General features: G+C 61.5%; 17 protein-coding genes and 1 other RNA gene. 6 read left to right on the top strand and 12 right to left on the bottom strand.

Going from position 1 to position 18889, the window contains the following annotated elements; all coding sequences use genetic code 11:
* Window positions 1-75 precede the first annotated feature (75 nt).
* The gene (locus DX923_RS07535) at window positions 76-1053 is read left to right on the top strand and encodes a 3-oxoacyl-ACP synthase III family protein (RefSeq protein WP_116113820.1); all 978 of its coding nucleotides are present in this window, start codon (window positions 76-78) and stop codon (window positions 1051-1053) included.
* 25 nt (window positions 1054-1078) lie between these two features.
* Here DX923_RS07535 and DX923_RS07530 read toward each other — a convergent pair whose 3' ends face one another.
* The 5 genes from DX923_RS07530 to DX923_RS07510 form a co-directional block, all read right to left on the bottom strand.
* Window positions 1079-2839: a GAF domain-containing sensor histidine kinase gene (locus DX923_RS07530; protein ID WP_116113819.1), complete on the bottom strand. Its 1761-nt coding sequence runs from the start codon at window positions 2837-2839 to the stop codon at window positions 1079-1081.
* Window positions 2840-2938: 99 nt separating this feature from the next.
* Window positions 2939-3382 carry a universal stress protein gene (locus DX923_RS17135; RefSeq protein ID WP_116113817.1) on the bottom strand — a complete coding sequence of 148 codons (444 nt, stop codon included), beginning with the start codon at window positions 3380-3382 and terminating at the stop codon, window positions 2939-2941.
* 163 nt (window positions 3383-3545) lie between these two features.
* The gene (locus DX923_RS07520; protein WP_006502018.1) at window positions 3546-4196 is read right to left on the bottom strand and encodes a response regulator; all 651 of its coding nucleotides are present in this window, start codon (window positions 4194-4196) and stop codon (window positions 3546-3548) included.
* Between the two features lie 124 nt (window positions 4197-4320).
* Window positions 4321-7314 carry a bifunctional [glutamine synthetase] adenylyltransferase/[glutamine synthetase]-adenylyl-L-tyrosine phosphorylase gene (locus tag DX923_RS07515; RefSeq protein WP_116113815.1) on the bottom strand — a complete coding sequence of 998 codons (2994 nt, stop codon included), beginning with the start codon at window positions 7312-7314 and terminating at the stop codon, window positions 4321-4323.
* 10 nt (window positions 7315-7324) lie between these two features.
* Complete coding sequence (locus DX923_RS07510) at window positions 7325-8662, bottom strand: glutamine synthetase family protein (RefSeq protein WP_116116220.1); 1338 nt, start codon at window positions 8660-8662, stop codon at window positions 7325-7327.
* Between the two features lie 242 nt (window positions 8663-8904).
* On the opposite strand from DX923_RS07510, the gene DX923_RS07505 reads away from it, so the two are divergent.
* Window positions 8905-9312, top strand: a complete 408-nt coding sequence (locus tag DX923_RS07505; RefSeq protein ID WP_116113814.1) for an SRPBCC domain-containing protein — start codon at window positions 8905-8907, stop codon at window positions 9310-9312.
* Between the two features lie 66 nt (window positions 9313-9378).
* Here DX923_RS07505 and DX923_RS07500 read toward each other — a convergent pair whose 3' ends face one another.
* Entirely contained in the window at window positions 9379-9600 is a 222-nt protein-coding gene (locus DX923_RS07500; protein ID WP_116113812.1) for a methionine aminopeptidase, read from the bottom strand.
* Between the two features lie 166 nt (window positions 9601-9766).
* Here DX923_RS07500 and map point away from each other — a divergent pair, with 166 nt between their 5' ends.
* Window positions 9767-10636 (top strand): type I methionyl aminopeptidase, encoded by an 870-nt coding sequence (map, locus tag DX923_RS07495; RefSeq protein WP_116116219.1) that lies wholly within the window; start codon window positions 9767-9769, stop codon window positions 10634-10636.
* Between the two features lie 51 nt (window positions 10637-10687).
* Window positions 10688-11461 carry a polyphosphate--glucose phosphotransferase gene (gene ppgK / locus DX923_RS07490; protein WP_116113811.1) on the top strand — a complete coding sequence of 258 codons (774 nt, stop codon included), beginning with the start codon at window positions 10688-10690 and terminating at the stop codon, window positions 11459-11461.
* Window positions 11462-11477: 16 nt separating this feature from the next.
* On the opposite strand, the gene DX923_RS07485 is transcribed toward ppgK, so the two are convergent.
* Window positions 11478-12140 (bottom strand): MBL fold metallo-hydrolase, encoded by a 663-nt coding sequence (locus DX923_RS07485; RefSeq protein WP_116113809.1) that lies wholly within the window; start codon window positions 12138-12140, stop codon window positions 11478-11480.
* Between the two features lie 119 nt (window positions 12141-12259).
* On the opposite strand from DX923_RS07485, the gene DX923_RS07480 reads away from it, so the two are divergent.
* Entirely contained in the window at window positions 12260-13717 is a 1458-nt protein-coding gene (locus tag DX923_RS07480; protein WP_116113807.1) for a GuaB1 family IMP dehydrogenase-related protein, read from the top strand.
* Between the two features lie 57 nt (window positions 13718-13774).
* On the opposite strand, the gene rnpB is transcribed toward DX923_RS07480, so the two are convergent.
* Both rnpB and DX923_RS07470 read right to left on the bottom strand, forming a co-directional pair.
* An RNA gene (rnpB, locus tag DX923_RS07475) (RNase P RNA component class A) lies at window positions 13775-14164 on the bottom strand.
* Window positions 14165-14190: 26 nt separating this feature from the next.
* Entirely contained in the window at window positions 14191-15069 is an 879-nt protein-coding gene (locus DX923_RS07470; protein WP_162872840.1) for an HAD family hydrolase, read from the bottom strand.
* A gap of 220 nt (window positions 15070-15289) precedes the next feature.
* Between DX923_RS07470 and DX923_RS07465 the strand changes: the two genes are divergently transcribed.
* Window positions 15290-15982, top strand: a complete 693-nt coding sequence (locus DX923_RS07465; RefSeq protein WP_240322796.1) for a peroxide stress protein YaaA — start codon at window positions 15290-15292, stop codon at window positions 15980-15982.
* A gap of 44 nt (window positions 15983-16026) precedes the next feature.
* On the opposite strand, the gene DX923_RS07460 is transcribed toward DX923_RS07465, so the two are convergent.
* Genes DX923_RS07460 through DX923_RS07450 form a run of 3 tightly spaced genes read right to left on the bottom strand, consistent with a single transcriptional unit; the run spans window position 16027 to window position 18889 of the window.
* A complete protein-coding gene (locus tag DX923_RS07460; protein ID WP_116113803.1) occupies window positions 16027-17238 on the bottom strand; it encodes a bifunctional RNase H/acid phosphatase in 1212 nt (403 codons plus the stop codon).
* A gap of 8 nt (window positions 17239-17246) precedes the next feature.
* Complete coding sequence (locus DX923_RS07455) at window positions 17247-17984, bottom strand: zinc ribbon domain-containing protein (protein WP_116113801.1); 738 nt, start codon at window positions 17982-17984, stop codon at window positions 17247-17249.
* Window positions 17981-18889, bottom strand: a complete 909-nt coding sequence (locus DX923_RS07450) for a Nif3-like dinuclear metal center hexameric protein (RefSeq protein WP_116113799.1) — start codon at window positions 18887-18889, stop codon at window positions 17981-17983. Before DX923_RS07450 ends, DX923_RS07455 begins: the two co-directional genes overlap by 4 nt.

Here is an 18889-nt window from a genome sequence, read left to right as displayed (position 1 = left end):
ACCACGACTCCGGAACCGTCCAGGTTCCTCAGTGCAACAGTGGTCGACATAATCCCGAGACCGAGGAGGACGATCATGGGTGTGGCCGTGTGGGGAACGGGCGCTTATGTCCCTGAGCGCATCGTCACCAATGACGAGGTCGGTGCTCCCGCTGGCGTGGACGATGCCTGGATCCGTTCCAAGACCATGATCCGGGAACGCCGCTGGGTCGCCGAAGACGAAGCAACCTCTGATATGGCGACCGAGGCAGGCCGTCGAGCCCTCGAATCAGCCGGGATCACCTCGGACGACCTCTCCTACATCGTGGTAGCCACCTCTACCCCGGACCGTCCGCAGCCGCCGACAGCTGCTTATGTGCAGCACAACCTGCAGGCGCATCGTGCTGCAGGGTTCGACATGAATGCAGTCTGCAGCGGTTTCGTCTTCGCAGGCTCGACGGTGGCTCGCCTGATCGCTGCCACCGGCGGCTACGGCTTGGTGATAGGGGCCGATGTCTACAGCAGGATCCTCAATCCACAGGATCGACGCACAGTGATCCTGTTCGGTGACGGCGCAGGGGCAGTAGTACTCGGACCGAGCGACGGCAGCGAACATGGCGTACTCGCCACCAGTCTTCATACTTTCGGCGCCTTGAACGACAAGATCATGGTTCCTGCAGGCGGAAGCCGTCTCCCTGCTGAGGACACTCATTATGAAACCGGGTTGGCGTACTTCACCATGGAAGGACGTGCGGTGAAGGAATTCGTCCTCCAAGAGCTCCCTCCGCTCGTTTCCTCTTTCTTCACCGAAGCGGGGGTCTCCCCTCAGGACATCGATCATTTCATCCCGCATCAGGCCAACGGCATGATGTTGGACGAACTCGTTCCTGCCCTTGGGTTGGATCAGGCCCGGACCCATCGCACTCTCGAGAAGTACGGAAACACCGGCGCAGCATCAGTGGGTATCACTTTGGACCAAGCGGCCAGGCAAGGGGAACTGTGCTCCGGTGATCGGATCTTCCTCGCCGGCTTCGGCGGTGGAATGGCAGCAGGGCTGGCGTTGCTCACCTGGTAACCGGCGCGGATCGCTTTCCTGCTCTTCAGACTGTCACTGCATGTTCCGAAGCCGGAACGTAGCGTCCAGGAAGCGGTACCCGCCAAAGCACTTCAGTACCGTTGGGGTCCAGGGGGCTTGCGAAGCAGGTGCCCCCACGAGCTTCTGCGCGTTCTCTCAGGTTGACCAATCCGGAGCGTCCAGCGCCTTCGGGGATGCCGATTCCGTTGTCACGTACGGTGATGACGATATCGTCCATGGCCGCGACCGATACATGCGCATCTGTCGCGCAGGCATGGCGAACAATATTCGACAGCGCCTCGCGCACTACAGCCAAGACATCGGCTTCGTATTCGAAGGGGATATCCCCCAATGCCTCGAAACTCACGTCCGGTACGAAACCGAATCCTTCGCTGGCACTCTCCACGATGGCTTCCAGCTCCGGACCAAGTCCACCTTCGGGAATCTGATGGTGCAGTTCGAAGATGGCATGTCGGATGTCCTTCACCGCAGCATCCAATTCGTCGACCGCTACATCGATCTTGTCGCGCACCGGGCCATCGGCGCGACGCGCAGCAGACTGCAGGGACAGACCTGTTGCGTACAACCGTTGGATGACGTGATCGTGCATATCGCGGGCGATACGATCGCGGTCTTCGAGCAGCGCCGTCCGTGAGCGTGCCCGCTGCGCACGGGCAGCCTCGACTGCCAACCCCATCTGTTCGGCGAACGGCGTCAGGACCTCCATCGTGTCCAGAGCATTCCGAAGATGCTCTCCTGACCAACACAGCACGATGATGCCGACCTCGACCTCACCGACCGTCAGCGGCACGATGGCCGTCACGCCGTCTGGACTGAGGTCCGCCCTCATCCGCAGATCAGCGGACAGCTCACCGACATGTCGGTCTTCCGGGTCGATCATCAACAGCAAGGGCACCTTGTTGGCCAGGACCAGCCGCCACCGAGGGCTGCTCAGCATCGAACCGATGAGAGTCGGAGACCCCTCCCCGTCGTTGTCGGCGGCCTGGATCACCAGATTCCCGCTCTCTTCTTCCACCGTGGCGAAGACAGCGAGCTGAGCCTCGCCCAGATCGCGGGCCCGTTTCACCATACGAGCCAGTGCTCCGCGCTCGTTTCGCCCCTCCAGAAGGGTTTGGGTCAACTCACCGACCGCCCGGGCCCAGTCACGATTTCGGCTAGCACGTCGGTACAGCTGCGCGTTCTCGATAGCGATGCCCGCTGCAGCCGCCAGCGCGACGATCAGCTGTTCGTCCTCTTCGCTGAAAGTCGAGGCGCCCCGTTTCTGGGTGAGATAGAGATTGCCGAAAATATGGTCACGGACCCGGATCGGAGAACCGACAAAAGAATCTACCGGCGGGTGCCCTGGGGGAAGGACATCGACAGCCAACGGGTGTTCGGAGACATTCGCGATCCGCTGGGGGCGAGGATCTTGCAGCAACAAACCCAAGATTCCGTGTCCAGTGGGGAGATCGCCCTGAACGCCACCCGGGATATCTCCATAGGTGATGAATTCGACCAGATGCTGCCCTGACTCGTCGATAATCCCTAGAGCTCCATAGCTGGCGTCGACCAGCGAACATGCCGAAGCGACGATTTGGGCGAGCACTGTAGGGAGGTCCAGATTGGAACTCACCGCGACGACAGCGTCGAGGAGACCAGCCAGGCGTTCCCGGGACTCCTGCGCACCCGCAGCGCGAGCCCTGATCTCCGCCAGCAGATCATCGATGTCGAGAGCTGCGGCACGCGCCAAGGCATGGGCCGGCCTGGCCTCCTCAGGATCACTCACCTGTCGATGGTAACGAACCGTCGAGCGCTTCCCCGCTTCGGCGGACGTGGCCCGATCTTGCGCTTCTTCGGCTAGCTGAGCAGCACGTTCTCAACATATTCATCGGGGTATACGGCTCGCTGTTTCAGGGTGAACGGTCAGTACATCGCATTCGGCGTGGGTGAAACAGTAGTTCGCGACGCCCTGTTCCTCCCCAGGCAGGTCATGCGCCACGACAAGGACGCTAGCGCTGGCACTGCGCGAACACAGAATTTCTCCTGGATCACCATCGACCACTTCGAATGTCACTGGAAGTCGAGGAGCTTCACGAAGGGCTCTCAACGCAGCGGCAAAGGTCGATTCGTCACAGGCAGCACGTTCTTCCGGAGTCAGCCCACTGGGCAGCACTTGAAGAAAACGTACGCGCGCACCCCGTGAGACTGCTTCTCGCACAGCGGCACGTGCTACTGCAGACGTTGATCCATCGCCCGCGAGTAGGCCGGCGACGACATCGCCCACTGAGGGCCTCCTGGCCGAATGATGCGGCCACCTAGTCGTCGTCATGGGAACATGATTGGTCGCGGCAGAAGGCCTGGGCAAGGCCCAAAGTCCCCTGACGGAAAGGACTCTGGGCGCATGCGCCGAGCGACCCACATATCCACGACGAACGGTCGTTTTGCACGTTCAATAGCATTGATTCGCGTCGTGCGGTGGCTGATCAACGACCTCAGGGTCGTTCCTGAAGTTGATCGGCGTGGGTCGCGGCGAAGACCGCCGCCTGGGTCCGTCGCTCCATTCCCAGCTTGGCCAGCACCGCAGTGATGTAATTCTTCACAGTCTTCTCGGCGAGGAAGAGTTCTTGCCCGATCTGACGGTTGGTCATGCCTTGCGCGACATGCAGGAGGATCCGGCGCTCCTGAGGCGTCAGACTGCGGAGTCTCGGATCGGTCGTGACCGGCAGGCTCAACGATTCCTGGAATCCTGCGATGTCCTCGTCACTGAGCAGACGCTCCCCACGCGCCACCGCTCGAACGACCTCGACCAGATCAGAACCATGGATATCTTTCAACAGGTACCCAGCTGCTCCGGCCAGGACCGCCGAAGCCAAAGCACGCTCGTCGTCGAACGACGTCAGGATCAGCCCTGCGATGGTGGGATCCACTGCGCGAACGTGTCGACAGACTTCGATTCCTGAGCCATCGGGAAGTCTCGCATCCAGGATGGCCACGTCGGGCCGCAAGGCGGGGATGCGCCGCTCGGCTTCTTCTGCGGAACTCGACTCACCCACGATCTCGATGTCCTGCTCGAGTTCCAAGAGTTCACGTAGACCTCGCCGTACGATCTCGTGATCATCCAGCAGATATACGCGCACGGTCATGGCCTACCTCCAGTCGCACCGACGGGAGAGCCCCCGTCCATGGTCCCCAAGGTTACGTGGCCGTGAGCCACACACCGAATGCGCTCCGCTCCAAGGGATTTCACTTGACGTTGGCTCCACGCTCTCAGCTGTCGTCACGTCCGTAGAAGATTCGTTCTGTCACCGTACGCGCCCGACGCGCAGCCCGGACATGGTCGTCCCGAAGCGCGAACCCTTGATCGGCGTCCCGCCCCAAGATTCGCGAGACACCTTCGCAGTCACGAATATCCGCAGGAATCACATCACTGGCACGCCCCCGCCAGAGCAGATTCGCATCTCGCATCCGCGAAGCCGCAGCCCAGGCCTGTTCGAGTACTTCAGCATCCTCAGCAGACAACACGCCAGCAGCCACCTCCGCCGACAAAGCCTCTTTCGTACGGGTGGTCCGCAGCGCCTGTATCTCTCCGGCATGGATCAGTTGCAGGCATTGCACAGTCCACTCCACATCGGACAGACCACCCGGCCCCAGCTTCACATGGGTCCTCGGGTCTGCACCTCGAGGAAGACGCTCAGACTCCATCCGGGCCTTCAACCTACGAATGTCACGCAGAGCAGCCCCGGAGAGCCCCTCCGGCCGGTAACGCAACGGGTTCACCAAGGAAAGGAAGCTCTTCCCGAGCCCGTCATCACCAGCGACGACCCGAGCCCGCAGGAGAGCGTGGAATTCCCACGGCTGCGCCCACCGGGAGTAGTAGCCCTGGTAGCCCTCCAAGGTGCGGGACAGCGGGCCGGCCTTCCCCTCCGGCCGCAGGTCCGCATCAACCTCCAGGCTCGGGTCTGGACCAGGACGACCCAGCGCCCTGCGCAACTCGACGACCACGGCGGAAACCGCGTCATGAGCTTCCTGGTCCGACACCCCTGAAAGCGCCCGGTGGACGAAGAGAACATCGGCATCGGAGCCGTAACCCATCTCGTAGCCGCCCAGCCTGCCCATTCCCACTACTGCGATGTCTGCAGGAAATGGCGCATGGTGTTCATCCCGCCACCAGAGCACTACTGCCGCCAATGTTGCTTCGAGGAAGGCCTCGGTCAGCTCGGTTAATGCCGTCCCTACGGCATCCGGGTCGATCATCCCGGACAAATCTGCAGCCGCAATCCGGAACAACTCAAGCCTACGAATAGTCCTCACTGCTTCGACTGCGGCGGTGACATCGTCTTTACGAGCGATCGCTGAGTGCATCGTCGCAGCAAGAGAATCACGACGTCGAGGAAGAAGCCCCTCCGGCTCTCCCAGCAGGCGCACAGCCTCCGGAATGCGAACCAGCAGATCCCCGGCGAAGCGACTTCGTGCAAGGACATGGGCCAGCCGTTCGGCGGCCTCTCCCGAATCCCGCAGCATCTTCGCGTACCACGGAGTCGCACCGAGAGATTCACTCACCCGCCGAAAAGCCAGCAGGCCTGCATCCGGATCTGCCTCGTCAGCAAACCAGCCCAACATCACCGGCAACAACTGACGATGGATGGCGGCGGTTCGGCTCACTCCCTGGGTCAAAGCCTGCAGGTGACGCATCGCACCCGCGGGATCGCTGAAGCCCAAAGCCTTCAGGCGTTCGTTCGCCGCCTCAGGAGTCAACCGAACATCGTCGGAGGACAATCTCGCTGCAGCAGCCAGCAGGGGACGGTAGAAGAGTTTCTCATGGATCCGCCGGACTTCTCGCGCCTCGTCCTGCCAGGCTGCGGTCACTTCCCTGACCGGATCTGAACGCATCCCGACCGAGCGCCCCAGACGTCGGAGATCCGCCTCACCGGTCGGCATCAGGTGAGTACGCCGCATCCGATGGACCTGCACCCGATGCTCCAAGGAGCGTAGAAAACGATAAGCCGAGTCCAGTCGGGCTGCATCCTCCCGGCCGACATATCCCCCGGCAGACAAAGCAGACAAGGCGGACAGCGTGCAGGGGGAGCGCAAGGACTCATCGGTACGACCGTGGACCAGCTGCAGCAGCTGGACACAGAACTCGATGTCACGTAGCCCGCCAGGGCCAAGTTTCAGCTGACGTCGAGCCTCTGCAGCCGGAACGTGGCGTTCCACCCGTCGACGCATCGCCTGGACGTCATCGACAAAATTCGGTCGACCGGCAGCTTCCCAGACCAATGGCGACAAGGCGCTCACATAGGAGCGCCCTAGTTCGGAGTCACCTGCCACAGGACGCGCTTTCAACAGCGCCTGGAATTCCCACGTCTTCGCCCAACGACGGTAGTAGCGCACATGGCTCGCGAGCGTTCGTACCAGCGGCCCTTGCTTCCCCTCCGGGCGCAGAGCTGCATCGACTTGCCAGAGACTGCCCTCAGCGGTCGACGAGGAGCACACCCTCATCAGGGTGGAAGCCAACGCAGTGGCAGCAGACAGGGCGTACTCCTCCGACATACCCTCCCCCGGCTCTGCGACAAAGATCACATCGACATCGGAGATGTAGTTCAGCTCACGTCCGCCGCACTTGCCCATCCCGATCACCGCGAGCCGGACGTCCGACGCTTCAGGGTGTTCCTGACGCGCAACCGCCAGTGCCGCTTCGAGCGCAGCCGAAGCCAGGTCTGCCAAGGCCGCAGCGGTCGAGGGAAGAGCATCTCCCGGTTCCGGGCAAATCACGTCATGGGCTGCGATGGTCAGTAGCTGACCACGGTAGGCGACCCTCAAAGAGTCATAAGTGGTGTGACTGCCCCGGTTTTCTTCCGAGACCGCGTCGAGCAACAGGTCGATGCAGTCTCGCGGAGTCGGCAAACCAGCATGCGCGGCATATCTCCACTGCGCGGGGTGGCGAGCCAGATGGTGAGCCAATGCGCTGGAAAAGCCCAGTACTCCTAGAAGCCGATCGCGAGGCATCCCCGGAGAACGGAGCGTCTCGAGTATCTCTGCCTGCACGGTCGGGTCCGCAGCTGCAGATTCCAACACGGTGAGCGCGCCAAGCATGGCCAAGTCAGGATCCGCAGTACGAGCTACCGCACGCAGCAGATCGTCATGTTCTTCGTCAAGAGACGCTGCGAGCCAAGGAGACCCGGACAACATGCCCGCTACTCTCCGAGGTTCACGAAAGCCAAGCCTCGCCAGATGGGCTGTCGGTGAATTCTGTCTCTCCATCAGTGCGGACTCACAGCACAGGCAGCAGACGGTTCAACTCCACCGGGGTGACCTGGGCCCGATACTCCTTCCACTCCGCGTGCTTGTTACGCAGAAAGACCTCGAAGATCTGCTCACCCAAGGTTTCCGCGACCAATTCACTGCGTTCCATCACCGAGATCGCTGAATGGAGCGATGTCGGCAGCGGTTCGATCCCCAGAGCGGCTCTCTCCGCCGAGGTCAAACTCCAGACATCGTCCTCAGCCTCTTCTCCGAGTTCGTACTCGTTCTCGATTCCCTTCAGCCCGGCGGCCAGGAGGACAGAGAAAGCGAGGTAAGGGTTGCAAGCCGGATCGAGAGAACGCACCTCGATCCGGGTGCTGTTGCCCTTCATCGGCTTGTACATGGGCACTCGGACCATGGCGCTGCCGTTGTTGTGCCCCCAACACAAGTAGGCGGGCGCCTCATCTCCGGCCCAGAGCCGCTTGTAACTGTTGACCCATTGATTGGTCACCGCAGTGATCTCAGCGCCGTGTCGGAGGATCCCGGCGATGAACTGCCTGGCGACCTTACTCAGCTGATAACGGGATCCAGCCTCGTAGAAGACGTTCTTGTCTCCCTCGAAAAGCGACAGGTGGGTGTGCATCCCGGAGCCAGGAACATCCTGCAGAGGTTTGGGCATGAAAGAGGCGAAGACTCCCTGCTCAAGCGCGACCTCTTTGATCACGGTGCGGAAGGTCATGATGTTGTCCGCAGTCGACAACGCGTCGGCATACCGCAGGTCGATCTCATTCTGCCCAGGTGCCGCCTCATGGTGGCTGAACTCGACCGAGATCCCCATCGATTCCAACATGGTGATGGCTCGCCTACGGAAGTCCTGCCCTGCGGCGTGAGCTGCGTGATCGAAGTAGCCTGCGTGGTCGATCGGTACCGGAGGATGCCCCGGGTCGGTGTCTGCGCGGAAGAGGAAGAATTCGATCTCTGGATGGGTGTAGAAGCTGAACCCCATGTCAGCAGCCTTGGCCAAGGTTCGACGCAGGACATACCGCGGATCGGCCAGGCTGGGTGAGCCATCAGGGAGAAGAACATCGCAGAACATACGCGCAGTTCCAGGAGGGCTGTCCCGCCAAGGAAGGATCTGAAAAGTCCCAGGATCCGGTTTGACCAGCATATCGGACTCGGTGACTCGGGCGAATCCCTGGATAGCACTCCCGTCAAAGCCCAGGCCTTCCTCGAAAGCGCCTTCCAGCTCGGCTGGTGCCACTGCCACCGACTTCAACGTCCCCAGGACATCGGTGAACCACAACCGCACGAAGCGGATGTCGCGCTCCTCGAGGGTGCGCAGGACGAACTCCTCCTGACGATCCATGACTCGATCCTGCCCCATCCAGACCTGCCAGGGCATCAGCGAGGTCGCCTCATCGGCAGAACTTTCCGATGACTCCGCCACGATGCGGACATGATTCGGTGACAAGCGCACTCGAAAACATGCCGTTCGACAGCAGAACTCGCCGAACCCGTTGTGCCTGAGCCCGGAAAGTGATGAGGTGATCACACGCGCAGTTCCCGCCGTGGCGACCTGCCCGGCGGACATTGATCTGAGGAGACGACATGACTCTTCCGAACGAGATCGCCGAGGCCGACGCCAAGCCGACCGATTCCATCCAGGTCGTCCAGCACGTCCCCCGCCCTATTGGAGAAGTGTGGGAACGGCTGACCCAGAAGGAAGGTGTCGAGGCCTTCCTGGGCGAAGGTGCCATGTTGGGCGGCAAAGGAGATTCCTGGCATGCCACCGACGGAACATACGGCGTCACCCGTAGCTATCATCCAGAGCAGCAGGTCCGTGTCTCCTGGCATGCTGACGCGGACGCACCGAAAACCATGGTCGACCTTCAGATGGAGCCTGAGGGTGAGGGAACTCTCCTGACCCTGCGCCATGAGCAGCTCACCAGCGAGATGGATCGAGACGACCTGACCCGGCGCTGGGACGCTGCGATGCACCGTCTCACTCAGATCTGAGATAACCGTCCGGAGAGGAAGGCGCCGGTTCGTAGCCGGTGCCTTCCTCCGGCTTTCAAGTCGTTCTCAACGCCAGAGCTTGCCCAGCAGGCCCTCGGGCCCCTCTTCGCCGTCCCGTTCTGCGGCTCTACGATCTTCCTCGTCCCAGGCCGCAGTGCGCTCACGAGCCTTTTCCAAGGCGCGCGCAGCCGACTGGGCATCCCCATAGGGCCCCATCAGGTCAGCTTTCCGAGAGGTGTTCGGGTCCTGTTCGACCTGACCTGTCCTCAGGTTGTACCAGTACGACATGTATCCTCCTCGTGACAGCGGGCGTCCAATGGCGTGCGTCGGCCGTCATTTTCGCTGCAGATATGGCAGATCGGACTCACGCTAGCCGGAGAGTCCCCCTGATCCTGCGTGCACGGCAGACCTCACGATGCACGAGCCCGGCATGTTCTTTGGCACAATCGCCACCATGCCCAGCACCCCCGAATTCTCCCCCTTACAGCCTGGACGAGTCGGAGCCACGCGTCCAGTACCGGCCCAGATCGCCCGACCCGAATATGTCGGCAAGCCTGCTCCAGCTCCTTTCGAAGGAAATGAGATCAAGGATGCGGAGACCATCGAGAAGATGCGTCTCGCGGGTCGTCTGGCCGCTCAGGCGCTTCAAACTGGGGGTGCTGCGGTCGCTCCCGGTGTGACTACCGACGAATTGGACAGGATCGTCCACGAGTTCCTGTGCGATCACGGCGCTTATCCGTCTCCCCTGCACTATCGGGGTTTCCCCAAGTCATTGTGTACTTCGGTCAACGAGGTCGTCTGTCACGGCATCCCGGACGATCGCCCCCTCGAAGAAGGAGACATCGTCAACCTCGACGTCACCTGCTTCATCCATGGCGTCCACGGCGATACGAATGCCACCTTCGCCGTGGGGGAGATCGATGATGAGTCGACCAAGCTCATCGAAGTCACCCAGGAGGCCTTGCGTCGAGGGATCAAGGCTGTTCGACCGGGCAGGGAACTCAATGTCATCGGCCGGGTTATCGAGAGCTATGCCAAACGTTTTGGGTACGGCGTCGTCCGTGACTACACCGGTCACGGCATCGGAGAGGTCTTCCATTCCGGCTTGATCGTTCCGCACTATGACGCAGCTCCCGAGTATGCAACGGTGCTCGAAGAGGGGATGACCTTTACGATCGAACCGATGCTGAACCTCGGAACACCGGATTGGAACCTGTGGGAGGACGACTGGACCGTCGTCACTGCTGACCTGCGCCGTTCGGCACAGTTCGAACACACCATCTTGGTGACCGGAGGCGGGGCCGAGGTCCTCACCTTGTCCTGATCCTGCTCGCCCCACCCTGCTCGGCTTCGGCCGGCGCCGTAGAAAGGACCAATGATGGTCATGCTCACACACCCTCTCGGTATCGACATCGGTGGCAGCGGGGTCAAAGGTGCGCCGGTGGATCTTGAGACAGGCGCGCTGACAATCGAGCGCCTCCGGATCGACACCCCTCAGCCGGCCGTCCCGGACGCTGTCGCCGAAGTAGTGGCTCAGGTCGCGGAAGCATTCGAAGCACAGACCGGGGATTCTCCGGTCGGGGTCACCATCCCCGGAATCGTGCGTCGCGGGGTCATGCACTCAGCTGCGAATATCGACAAGTCATGGATCGGCGTCGATGTCGAGCGCCTCTTCAGTGAGCGGCTGAAACGGCCTGTCTGTGTCCTGAACGACGCCGACGCTGCCGGAGTCGCCGAGATGCACTACGGGGCCGCCAAAGATGCTCCTGGCACGGTATTTCTCGCTACGTTGGGAACCGGCATCGGTACCGCGCTGATGGTCGACGGCCGCCTCGTGCCCAACACTGAACTGGGGCATCTGGAAATCGACGGGCATGATGCGGAGACCCGGGCTTCCGCAGCCATCCGGGACCGGGAGGATCTCGACTGGCCTGAGTGGTCGGAACGGTTGCAGCGGTACTTCTCCCATATCGAGATGCTTCTCTCCCCCGACCTCATCGTCGTAGGAGGAGGAGTCAGCCGCCGTGCAGACAAGTTCCTGCCCCGTCTCGAGCTGAAAGCCCCTGTTGTTCCGGCTGCATTGCGTAATTCAGCTGGAATCGTGGGTGCTGCGTGGTTCGCTGTCCAACGGAGCCGGGCCACGGCATGAGCCGTGGCCCGGTCGATCAGCTCAGAACGGCCAGGTCGACCGGGCCACGTTCGGCCAGATCACAGAGGGAGATTTCTTCACCGGCCAACCGGTCGATCTGTCCGACATACAGTTGCCGTCCCCGCTGCGCAAGCAATCCGTCATGGATGGGAACGAAAGCTTTCGGTGCAAGCCTCCGCACGAAATCAATACTCTCCTTCATCGCGCACCAGGGAGCGTTGACAGGAAGTGCGACGACATCAACCGCACCAGGGTCGATGTCCAATGCATCTCCCGGATGGAAGAGCGATATTTCTCCCGGTACGAAAATCTTGAGCCCGGTGTTGCCGATCCGGGGGATGTCCTCATGGATCACGGCGTGGGCGCCGAGATGAGCTTCCACCTGGGCGTCGCCGAATCCCCACGACTGACGAGAAGGAAGCTCTTCGACATCGAACTTGTGCTCACGAAGTTGGGCCGCAGTCTCCGGGTCGGTCAGGAGCTTCGCATCAGGATTCCTTCGGAGCAGCTGAGGGAGGCGTTCCTGATCCAGATGATCTGGATGCTGATGGGTCACCAGCACGGCATCAAGGTCGGTGAGCTCTTCGAAACCGGATGTGAAGGTCCCCGGATCTATCAGAATGCGCTGATCCGCTATCTCCACGAGCAGGCATGAGTGCCCCAGATGTGTCACCAGCATCCCCTCAGCCTAAAGCGGCGGAAACATCCAACGGAAGAAAGAAACCGCTCTCGCCGGAGAAGAAGCTTCTGACCTGCGTTAAAAGGAACGCTACTCGGGTAAGCCTTTACCATGATCAGGTGGATTTCCTCAACGGGCAGAAGCCTGAGCACGACCTGACCTACAACGATGTCTTCATGGTTCCCTCTCGATCGGAGGTGGCCTCGCGGCTCGATGTCGACCTGACCACTCCTGATGGAGTAGGCACCTCGGTTCCCGTCGTCGTCGCGAACATGACGGCAGTCGCCGGGCGGCGCATGGCCGAGACAGTGGCACGACGCGGCGCAATCGCGATCATTCCCCAGGACATTGCCTCGTCAGCGGTGGAACAGACCGTGACCGAGGTCAAGGCTGCACATCACGTCTTCGAATCCCCGATCGTCATCACATCCCAAGCACCTGTTGCGGAGGTGCTGGCTCTGATCGGTAAACGTTCACACGGCGCGGCTGTTGTCGTCGACGACGGACGTCCGGTGGGTGTCGTCACCGAAAGCGACTGCGAAGACGTGGATCGATTCGCCACGGTCGGCGAGGTCATGAGCCATGACCTGGTGACGCTCTCCCCCGATACGGATCTGCGTGCTGCTTTCGACGAACTCAGCGTCCGTCATCTCGACCTGGCGCCTGTCGTCGAGAACGACCAACTCCTCGGTGTTCTCACCCGGAAGGGCATCCTCCGGTCCACGATCTACTCCCCTGCGCTTGACCCAGAGGGTCGCCTCATGGTCGGAGCAGCGGTAGGTATCAATGGCGACGTGGCCGAGAAAGCCTCCCGTCTGCTCTCCTACGGCGTCGATGTCCTGGTCGTGGACACAGCTCACGGCCACCAAGGCCGCATGTTGGAAGCTCTGGCTCTCACGCGGCAGGCCAGGGACGAACACGCCGCGCAGACCAGCCGTCGTATTCCGATCGCAGCAGGGAACGTGGTAGCCGCGCAGGGAGCGCGGGATCTCGCGGAGACCGGTGCCGACATCATCAAGGTCGGGGTAGGGCCCGGCGCGATGTGCACCACTCGCATGATGACCGGAGTGGGGCGGCCGCAATTCTCTGCTGTGCTGGAGTGTGCAGCCGCTGCCAAGGAATGCGGTGCCACCGTGTGGGCCGACGGCGGTGTCAAATACCCCCGCGATGTCGCCCTTGGGCTGGCAGCAGGGGCAGCCAGCGTCATGATCGGATCGTGGTTCGCAGGAACCTACGAATCACCCGGGGATCTGATCCGTGACGCCAACGGCCGCCTGTACAAAGAAAGCTTCGGGATGGCTTCTGCACGAGCGGTGCGTAACCGGACGAGGGAAGCCGATGCTTTCTCCCGGGCACGCTCGGCGCTCTTCGAGGAAGGCATCTCCAGCTCCAAGATGTATTTGGATCCACAACGTCCTGGAGTCGAGGACGTCCTGGACCAGATCGTCTCCGGAGTACGTAGCGCCTTCACCTATGCCGGGGCCACTTCAATCGGAGATTTCCATAACCAGGCAGTCGTCGGGCTTCAGGGAGCTGCTGGCTACGACGAAGGGCGTCCGCGTCACACCTCGTGGTGATGCGTCCGATAAAAGGTTCAGTTCCCATGGACTTGAGGAACCGGCGTGCAGGCCAGGCGGATGAGTCGGCCTGTACGCCGGGTTCTGTCGTGAGCGGTCATCCATCTCGGGTGGCTGTTGCCAGACACCTCTAGCGACCTACCCGTGCACTCGGGCGGGCAGCCCTCAAATGCGCACTGTCTGGTCTTGCTCCGGGTGGGGTTTACCTAGCCACGCCAGTCACCTGGCGTGCTGGTGGTCTCTTACACGCACCGTTTCACCCTTACCTGTTCTTCTCCGGACCACCGGAGGAGAACAGGCGGTCTGTTCTCTGTGGCACTGTCCCGCGGGTCACCCCGGGTGGCTGTTAGCCACCACCCTGCCCTGTGGAGCCCGGACGTTCCTCGGCGGCAGACCCTACCGACCATGGTCGGGGGTGGCTGCCGACGCGACCGCCTGGCCGACTCATCCGCGTCACCAGTGTACGCGTACGGTCACCCCACGGACGACCGTGTCCGCAACGCCTCAGCCACTGCCTGCGCCACACCATCATCATCATGATGAGGGACTATGGTTGTCACGCATTCGGTCACCTTCCGGTGGGCGTTGGCAGGAGCGAAAGCTTGCCCTGCCCAGGTCAGCATCGACAGATCGTTGGGCATATCCCCGAAGGCCCACACCTGCGGAGCTGAAAACCCCCTCTGATCGCACCATTCACGTAGAGCTCGAGACTTCGTGGCTTCCGGCGCGGTGATTTCCAACAGTCCGACAGCTCCCGAATAAGCAAGACAGCCATCGGTACCGACAGCTTCCCCCGCCGTACGGTACAGGGTCTCCTGGTCAAGGCCAGGGCATCGGCCGATGATTTTCCCGACGGAACGCGCCTGTCCCGAAGCAAGCCACCTGCCAAGTTCATCTACCGCTGTGCCTGAGTCATCACCGATGTCAGTGATAAAGGCGGCGTCACGCACGATGTTCTCGGCTGTCTCGGCGGCCAAACTGACCCCAGGCAAAGCGTGACGAAGCGAACGGACGACCTGTCCAGCTTCCTCCGGTGAAAAAACCTGTGCATCGACCACCTCGCCCGAGCCTGCATGGACGACGAAAGCTCCATTACCCGACAAGATGACTCCATCGGGCTCAACCATGTCCACCACTGCGGACAGCCACCGCGGCGGACGCGCGGTCACCATCACATGGGTGCCACCAGCAGCGACGTATTGTTCGAAGATCCGCCGGGTGAAGGGCGAAACCACCCCTTGAGAGTTGAGCAATGTTCCGTCCAGGTCAGTAGCCACCACCGCAGGAAAAGCCAGCTCTGCGATCGTCTCCCGCCAACGAGGCGAAGCCTGTCGCGCTATACGGGACGCCATCGGCTCATGAGTCGCGCGGACGAGACCTTGAGGACGTCGCTGTCTTGCGCGGTTGATGCGACCGGTCGTGGAACCCTTCTCATCTTCTTGTCGTCCCGCTGTCATAAGGCCCATCCTTGCAGCCCGGAAAAACACCCCCGTACCACGACGTAGCATGTCCGACGTGCTCATCCTGCTACCGCCTTCGGAAGGGAAGACCGAGAGACTGCGAGGAGAACCCATGGACCTCGCCAAGCTGTCCTTTCCCTCACTCACGCATACCCGAGAGAACGTCCTTGCCACACTGGCTGAAGCCAGTGCACGACCTGATGCCTTGTCCTTGTTGAAGCTAGGAATATCGCTCAAGGACGAATTGACACGTAACCTTCGGCTCGGAGAAGCCCCTGCCTCGCTGGTCTCGGAGTTGTATTCCGGGGTGCTGTACGACGCGTTGGACCTGAAATCTCTCGACACGGCGGGTCGAAACCGTGCAACACGATGGATTGTCATCGCCTCAGCTCTTTACGGGGCTCTGCGGCTGACCGACAAGGTTGCTCCGTATCGCTTGTCTATGGGAGTCGCGCTGCCAGGGATGCCAAAACTCGCCAAGCTGTGGCGGACCCCGTTGCAAGAAGCCCTGACGCCTGTCGCTGCTCGAGGTGTCATCGTGGACTGCAGATCAGCGATCTACCAGACCGCGTGGCCGGTCACCGCAGAACTCGCAGAAAGGTGGGTTCATGTTCGCGTGCCAGGAGCTTCCCACCAAGCCAAACACACCCGTGGCCTCGTAGCCCGAACGATCTGTGCATCCGGGATCGATGCTAAGACGCCGATCGATCTGGCAGCCCAGCTGGCGGGCGATTTCGACGTAGAGCTGATCTCGCAGGCGCGGCCTCGACAGTCCTGGACCTTGGACGTACACCGACCAGTCTGAAATCTTTCAGGAAGAACGCAGAGCGGTCGACGTCGTTTCCTCGATCAAGGAAGATGCAGATGGTGGGTGTCGTTGACGATGTCGACGGCGCACCCGCCGTCCTGCCAATGACGCAGACTCGTCAGCGAGGCCGGGGCCAAGGTCAACGACCAAGGTGAGCTCAGACCCAGGATGTGGTCGAGCATGGTCAGGATGGCTGCACGGTGACTGACCACGATCAGGATTTGGCCCTGCGCACCTTCGTCAGACACAAGTTCCTCGAAGGACTCGACGACTCGAGCCGACAGCTGGGATCGGGATTCTCCACCAGGACGTGCATAGCCGGGATCGCAGCGTAGAGCTTCGTAGGCTGCACCGTCCTCACCGCAAGCCTTCGCGACGCTATATCCTTCCCAGTCGCCGAAGTGCTGTTCGTCCCAGCGGTTATCGACGTTCAGAGATGCACCGAGCTCCGCAGCGATCACAGCTCCGGTCTGCTGAGCACGAGCCAACGAGGACGATACGACCTGCACAGGCTCGCCGGAAAACAGATTGTGCAAGGTCTTGGCAAGGAGCGCAGCTTGCTGTCTGCCTTCAGCGGTCAGCGGAGTATCGCTACCGCCCCGACCGTCAAGGAGCCCTTGACGGGTCGATTCTGTGACTCCGTGCCGCACCAGAAGAACGCGAGTTGGAGAAGCCAGATCGGGTTCAGCGAACCTGCGTGCGCGAACGGCGTCCCGGGCCGACTGAGCCGCAGAGCTCCGACCTTCAGCCTGTGGCACAGCAACATCTTCGATAGCTGGAGAGCCTTCGAGCAGAAGGTCCTCCTCGAGCTGCTCGTGGGAGGAGTAGGAGCGGTCGACGCTCTTCCCGTCCATGGCCACATTCGACAAGGCGTCTGCAGCTTTGTTCTTCTCCCGAGGGATCCAGATAAACCGGACTGTCCCTCCCGCAGATTTTCGTGCGCTAACCAGCTTGCGCGCTTCATCGGCGAGTCGACGCATGTCCTCGTGTTTGATCTTCCACCGGCCGGACATCTGCTCTACGACCAGCTTGGAATCCATCCTGACATCGACGTCAGCAGATGGGTCCACGTCCTCGGCAGCCTGCAGGCCAGCGATGAGACCAGAGTACTCAGCAACATTGTTACTGGCTCTACCCAGTGGTTCTGCACGTTCCCGAAGAAGGCGCCCGGTTTCCGCCTCTCGAACCAAGGCCCCATAGCCCGCAGTTCCAGGGTTACCGCGGGACCCTCCGTCCGCTTCGACGATGAGCATGCAGCGTGTCACAGACCAGAATCAGCTGTACGCACCATGATGCGCCCGCACTCTTCGCATCGGATCACATCATCTGCCGCAGCAGAGGCAACCCTCTCGATGTCCGCTCCGAGAAGCTCCAACCGGCATCCTTCGCAACGACGATGGACCACAGCTGCGGCCCCCATTCCGGTCTGTGCCCGAACTTTCTCGTAGAGCTTGATCAGGGCCGGATCGACGGTCGGTACGATCGCGGACCGTTTCTGTTCCAGCTCGTCCGCCTCGACGGACAGGACCGACAAGGCAGCGTCCCGCACCCGAGTGGCTTCGCGAACAGAATGCTCGAAACGAGCGGATTCAGCTTCGAGGGAAGCCACCATGAGATCGACGGCTTCAGCCCGCTCCATGATTTCGAGCTGTTCCTCCTCGAGGACGTTCTGACGCCGACTCAGGGAGTCGAGCTCATGCTGAAGTGATTGCAGCTCTTTGGGTGAACCATTGCCGCTGTCCAGGCGAGCCTGGTTGCGAGCAGCCCTGTCCCGAACGAGCTGTACGTCTTCCTCAGCCTTCGTAACATCGCGCCGAACGTCTGACTGCTGCATGCGAGCGCGCACCAGATCGGAATCTGCGGAGGCTTTCTCGGCCGATGCGGCAGCGAGCACCTGCTGCTCGGGCAGCCGCGCACGGCGATGCGCTATCTGAGCCAACCGTGTGTCCAGTGCCTGCAGATCCAACAGACGCATCTGGTGTGTATGGTCGGCTTTCACTCGCTCATTCCCTCCTGGCCCGGGACGGCCTCGGGCTCGCTGCTTCCGATCACGAAGGTCCATGGGTCCGTCACGATCCTGCTGACATAGGTCTCGACGTTCCTGCCACGGTCTCCCAACCCGGCAGTGACACGACGGGCTGCTTCTTCGAGCCACAGCCATTCCGTGGCGAAATGGCCTGCGTCGATGAGATAGGGCGTACCCCCACGTGATTCTTCACGACTTTCCAAGACGGGATGGTGACGCAGGTCAGCCGTGACGTAGACGTCAGCTCCTCGCCGCCGTGCCGCCTCGATCAAGGAATCTCCTGCGCCGCCCAGTACTGCCACCGAGGTCACCGGTGCCTCTGGTCGGCCGGCCACACGGATTCCGACAGGTGTGCTGGGCAACGCCGAGGACAGTCTCGCTGCGAAGTCACGCAATGAGACCGATTCGTTGAGACGCCCGAAACGTCCCATCGCGCGACCTTCCTCGAAGGTCAACGGCTCGCTCTCGAGCAGGCCGCAGGCTTGGGCCAGTGCGGTGCACACACCAGGCTCGGCGACATCGGCATTGGTGTGCGCGGCGAAGAGAGCGATGTCCGAGACGATCAGCGAGGTGATCGCAGCCCCCTTGGCCGTATTCGTCCCTACGCCGTGGATTCCTCGCATCAGCAGGGGGTGGTGGGTGACGATCAGATCGGCACCCGCTTCCTGCGCCTCTTGGATCACCGCCGTCGTCGGGTCGACCGCGAAATGGATACAACGGATCGGCTGCTGAAGGTCCCCGGTAACGAGACCGACATGGTCCCAGGACTGAGCGGTCTCCGCCGGGTAGAGACGTTCCAGAACTTTCAGAACGTCACACAGCAGAACATCCGCTTCATCATCCGGCACTCCTAGGGAAAAACCCGGTGTGTCGTTCAT

This window comes from Austwickia chelonae (genome assembly GCF_003391095.1).
Lineage (GTDB): Bacteria > Actinomycetota > Actinomycetes > Actinomycetales > Dermatophilaceae > Austwickia > Austwickia chelonae_A.
Note: the sequence above shows the minus strand (reverse complement) of the source record. Positions and strands in the feature narration are given on the sequence as shown.

Excerpts from the sequence above, each read along its gene's own strand:
- DX923_RS07535 (WP_116113820.1), top strand. The coding sequence starts at position 76 with ATGGGTGTGGCCGTGTGGGGAACGGGCGCTTATGTCCCTGAGCGCATC.
- DX923_RS17135 (WP_116113817.1), bottom strand. The coding sequence starts at position 3,382 with ATGACGACGACTAGGTGGCCGCATCATTCGGCCAGGAGGCCCTCAGTG.
- DX923_RS07520 (WP_006502018.1), bottom strand. The coding sequence starts at position 4,196 with ATGACCGTGCGCGTATATCTGCTGGATGATCACGAGATCGTACGGCGA.
- DX923_RS07515 (WP_116113815.1), bottom strand. The coding sequence starts at position 7,314 with ATGGAGAGACAGAATTCACCGACAGCCCATCTGGCGAGGCTTGGCTTT.
- DX923_RS07510 (WP_116116220.1), bottom strand. The coding sequence starts at position 8,662 with ATGGATCGTCAGGAGGAGTTCGTCCTGCGCACCCTCGAGGAGCGCGAC.
- DX923_RS07505 (WP_116113814.1), top strand. The coding sequence starts at position 8,905 with ATGACTCTTCCGAACGAGATCGCCGAGGCCGACGCCAAGCCGACCGAT.
- DX923_RS07500 (WP_116113812.1), bottom strand. The coding sequence starts at position 9,600 with ATGTCGTACTGGTACAACCTGAGGACAGGTCAGGTCGAACAGGACCCG.
- map (WP_116116219.1), top strand. The coding sequence starts at position 9,767 with ATGCCCAGCACCCCCGAATTCTCCCCCTTACAGCCTGGACGAGTCGGA.
- ppgK (WP_116113811.1), top strand. The coding sequence starts at position 10,688 with ATGATGGTCATGCTCACACACCCTCTCGGTATCGACATCGGTGGCAGC.
- DX923_RS07485 (WP_116113809.1), bottom strand. The coding sequence starts at position 12,140 with ATGCTGGTGACACATCTGGGGCACTCATGCCTGCTCGTGGAGATAGCG.
- DX923_RS07470 (WP_162872840.1), bottom strand. The coding sequence starts at position 15,069 with ATGGCGTCCCGTATAGCGCGACAGGCTTCGCCTCGTTGGCGGGAGACG.
- DX923_RS07465 (WP_240322796.1), top strand. The coding sequence starts at position 15,290 with ATGGACCTCGCCAAGCTGTCCTTTCCCTCACTCACGCATACCCGAGAG.
- DX923_RS07460 (WP_116113803.1), bottom strand. The coding sequence starts at position 17,238 with ATGCTCATCGTCGAAGCGGACGGAGGGTCCCGCGGTAACCCTGGAACT.
- DX923_RS07450 (WP_116113799.1), bottom strand. The coding sequence starts at position 18,889 with ATGAACGACACACCGGGTTTTTCCCTAGGAGTGCCGGATGATGAAGCG.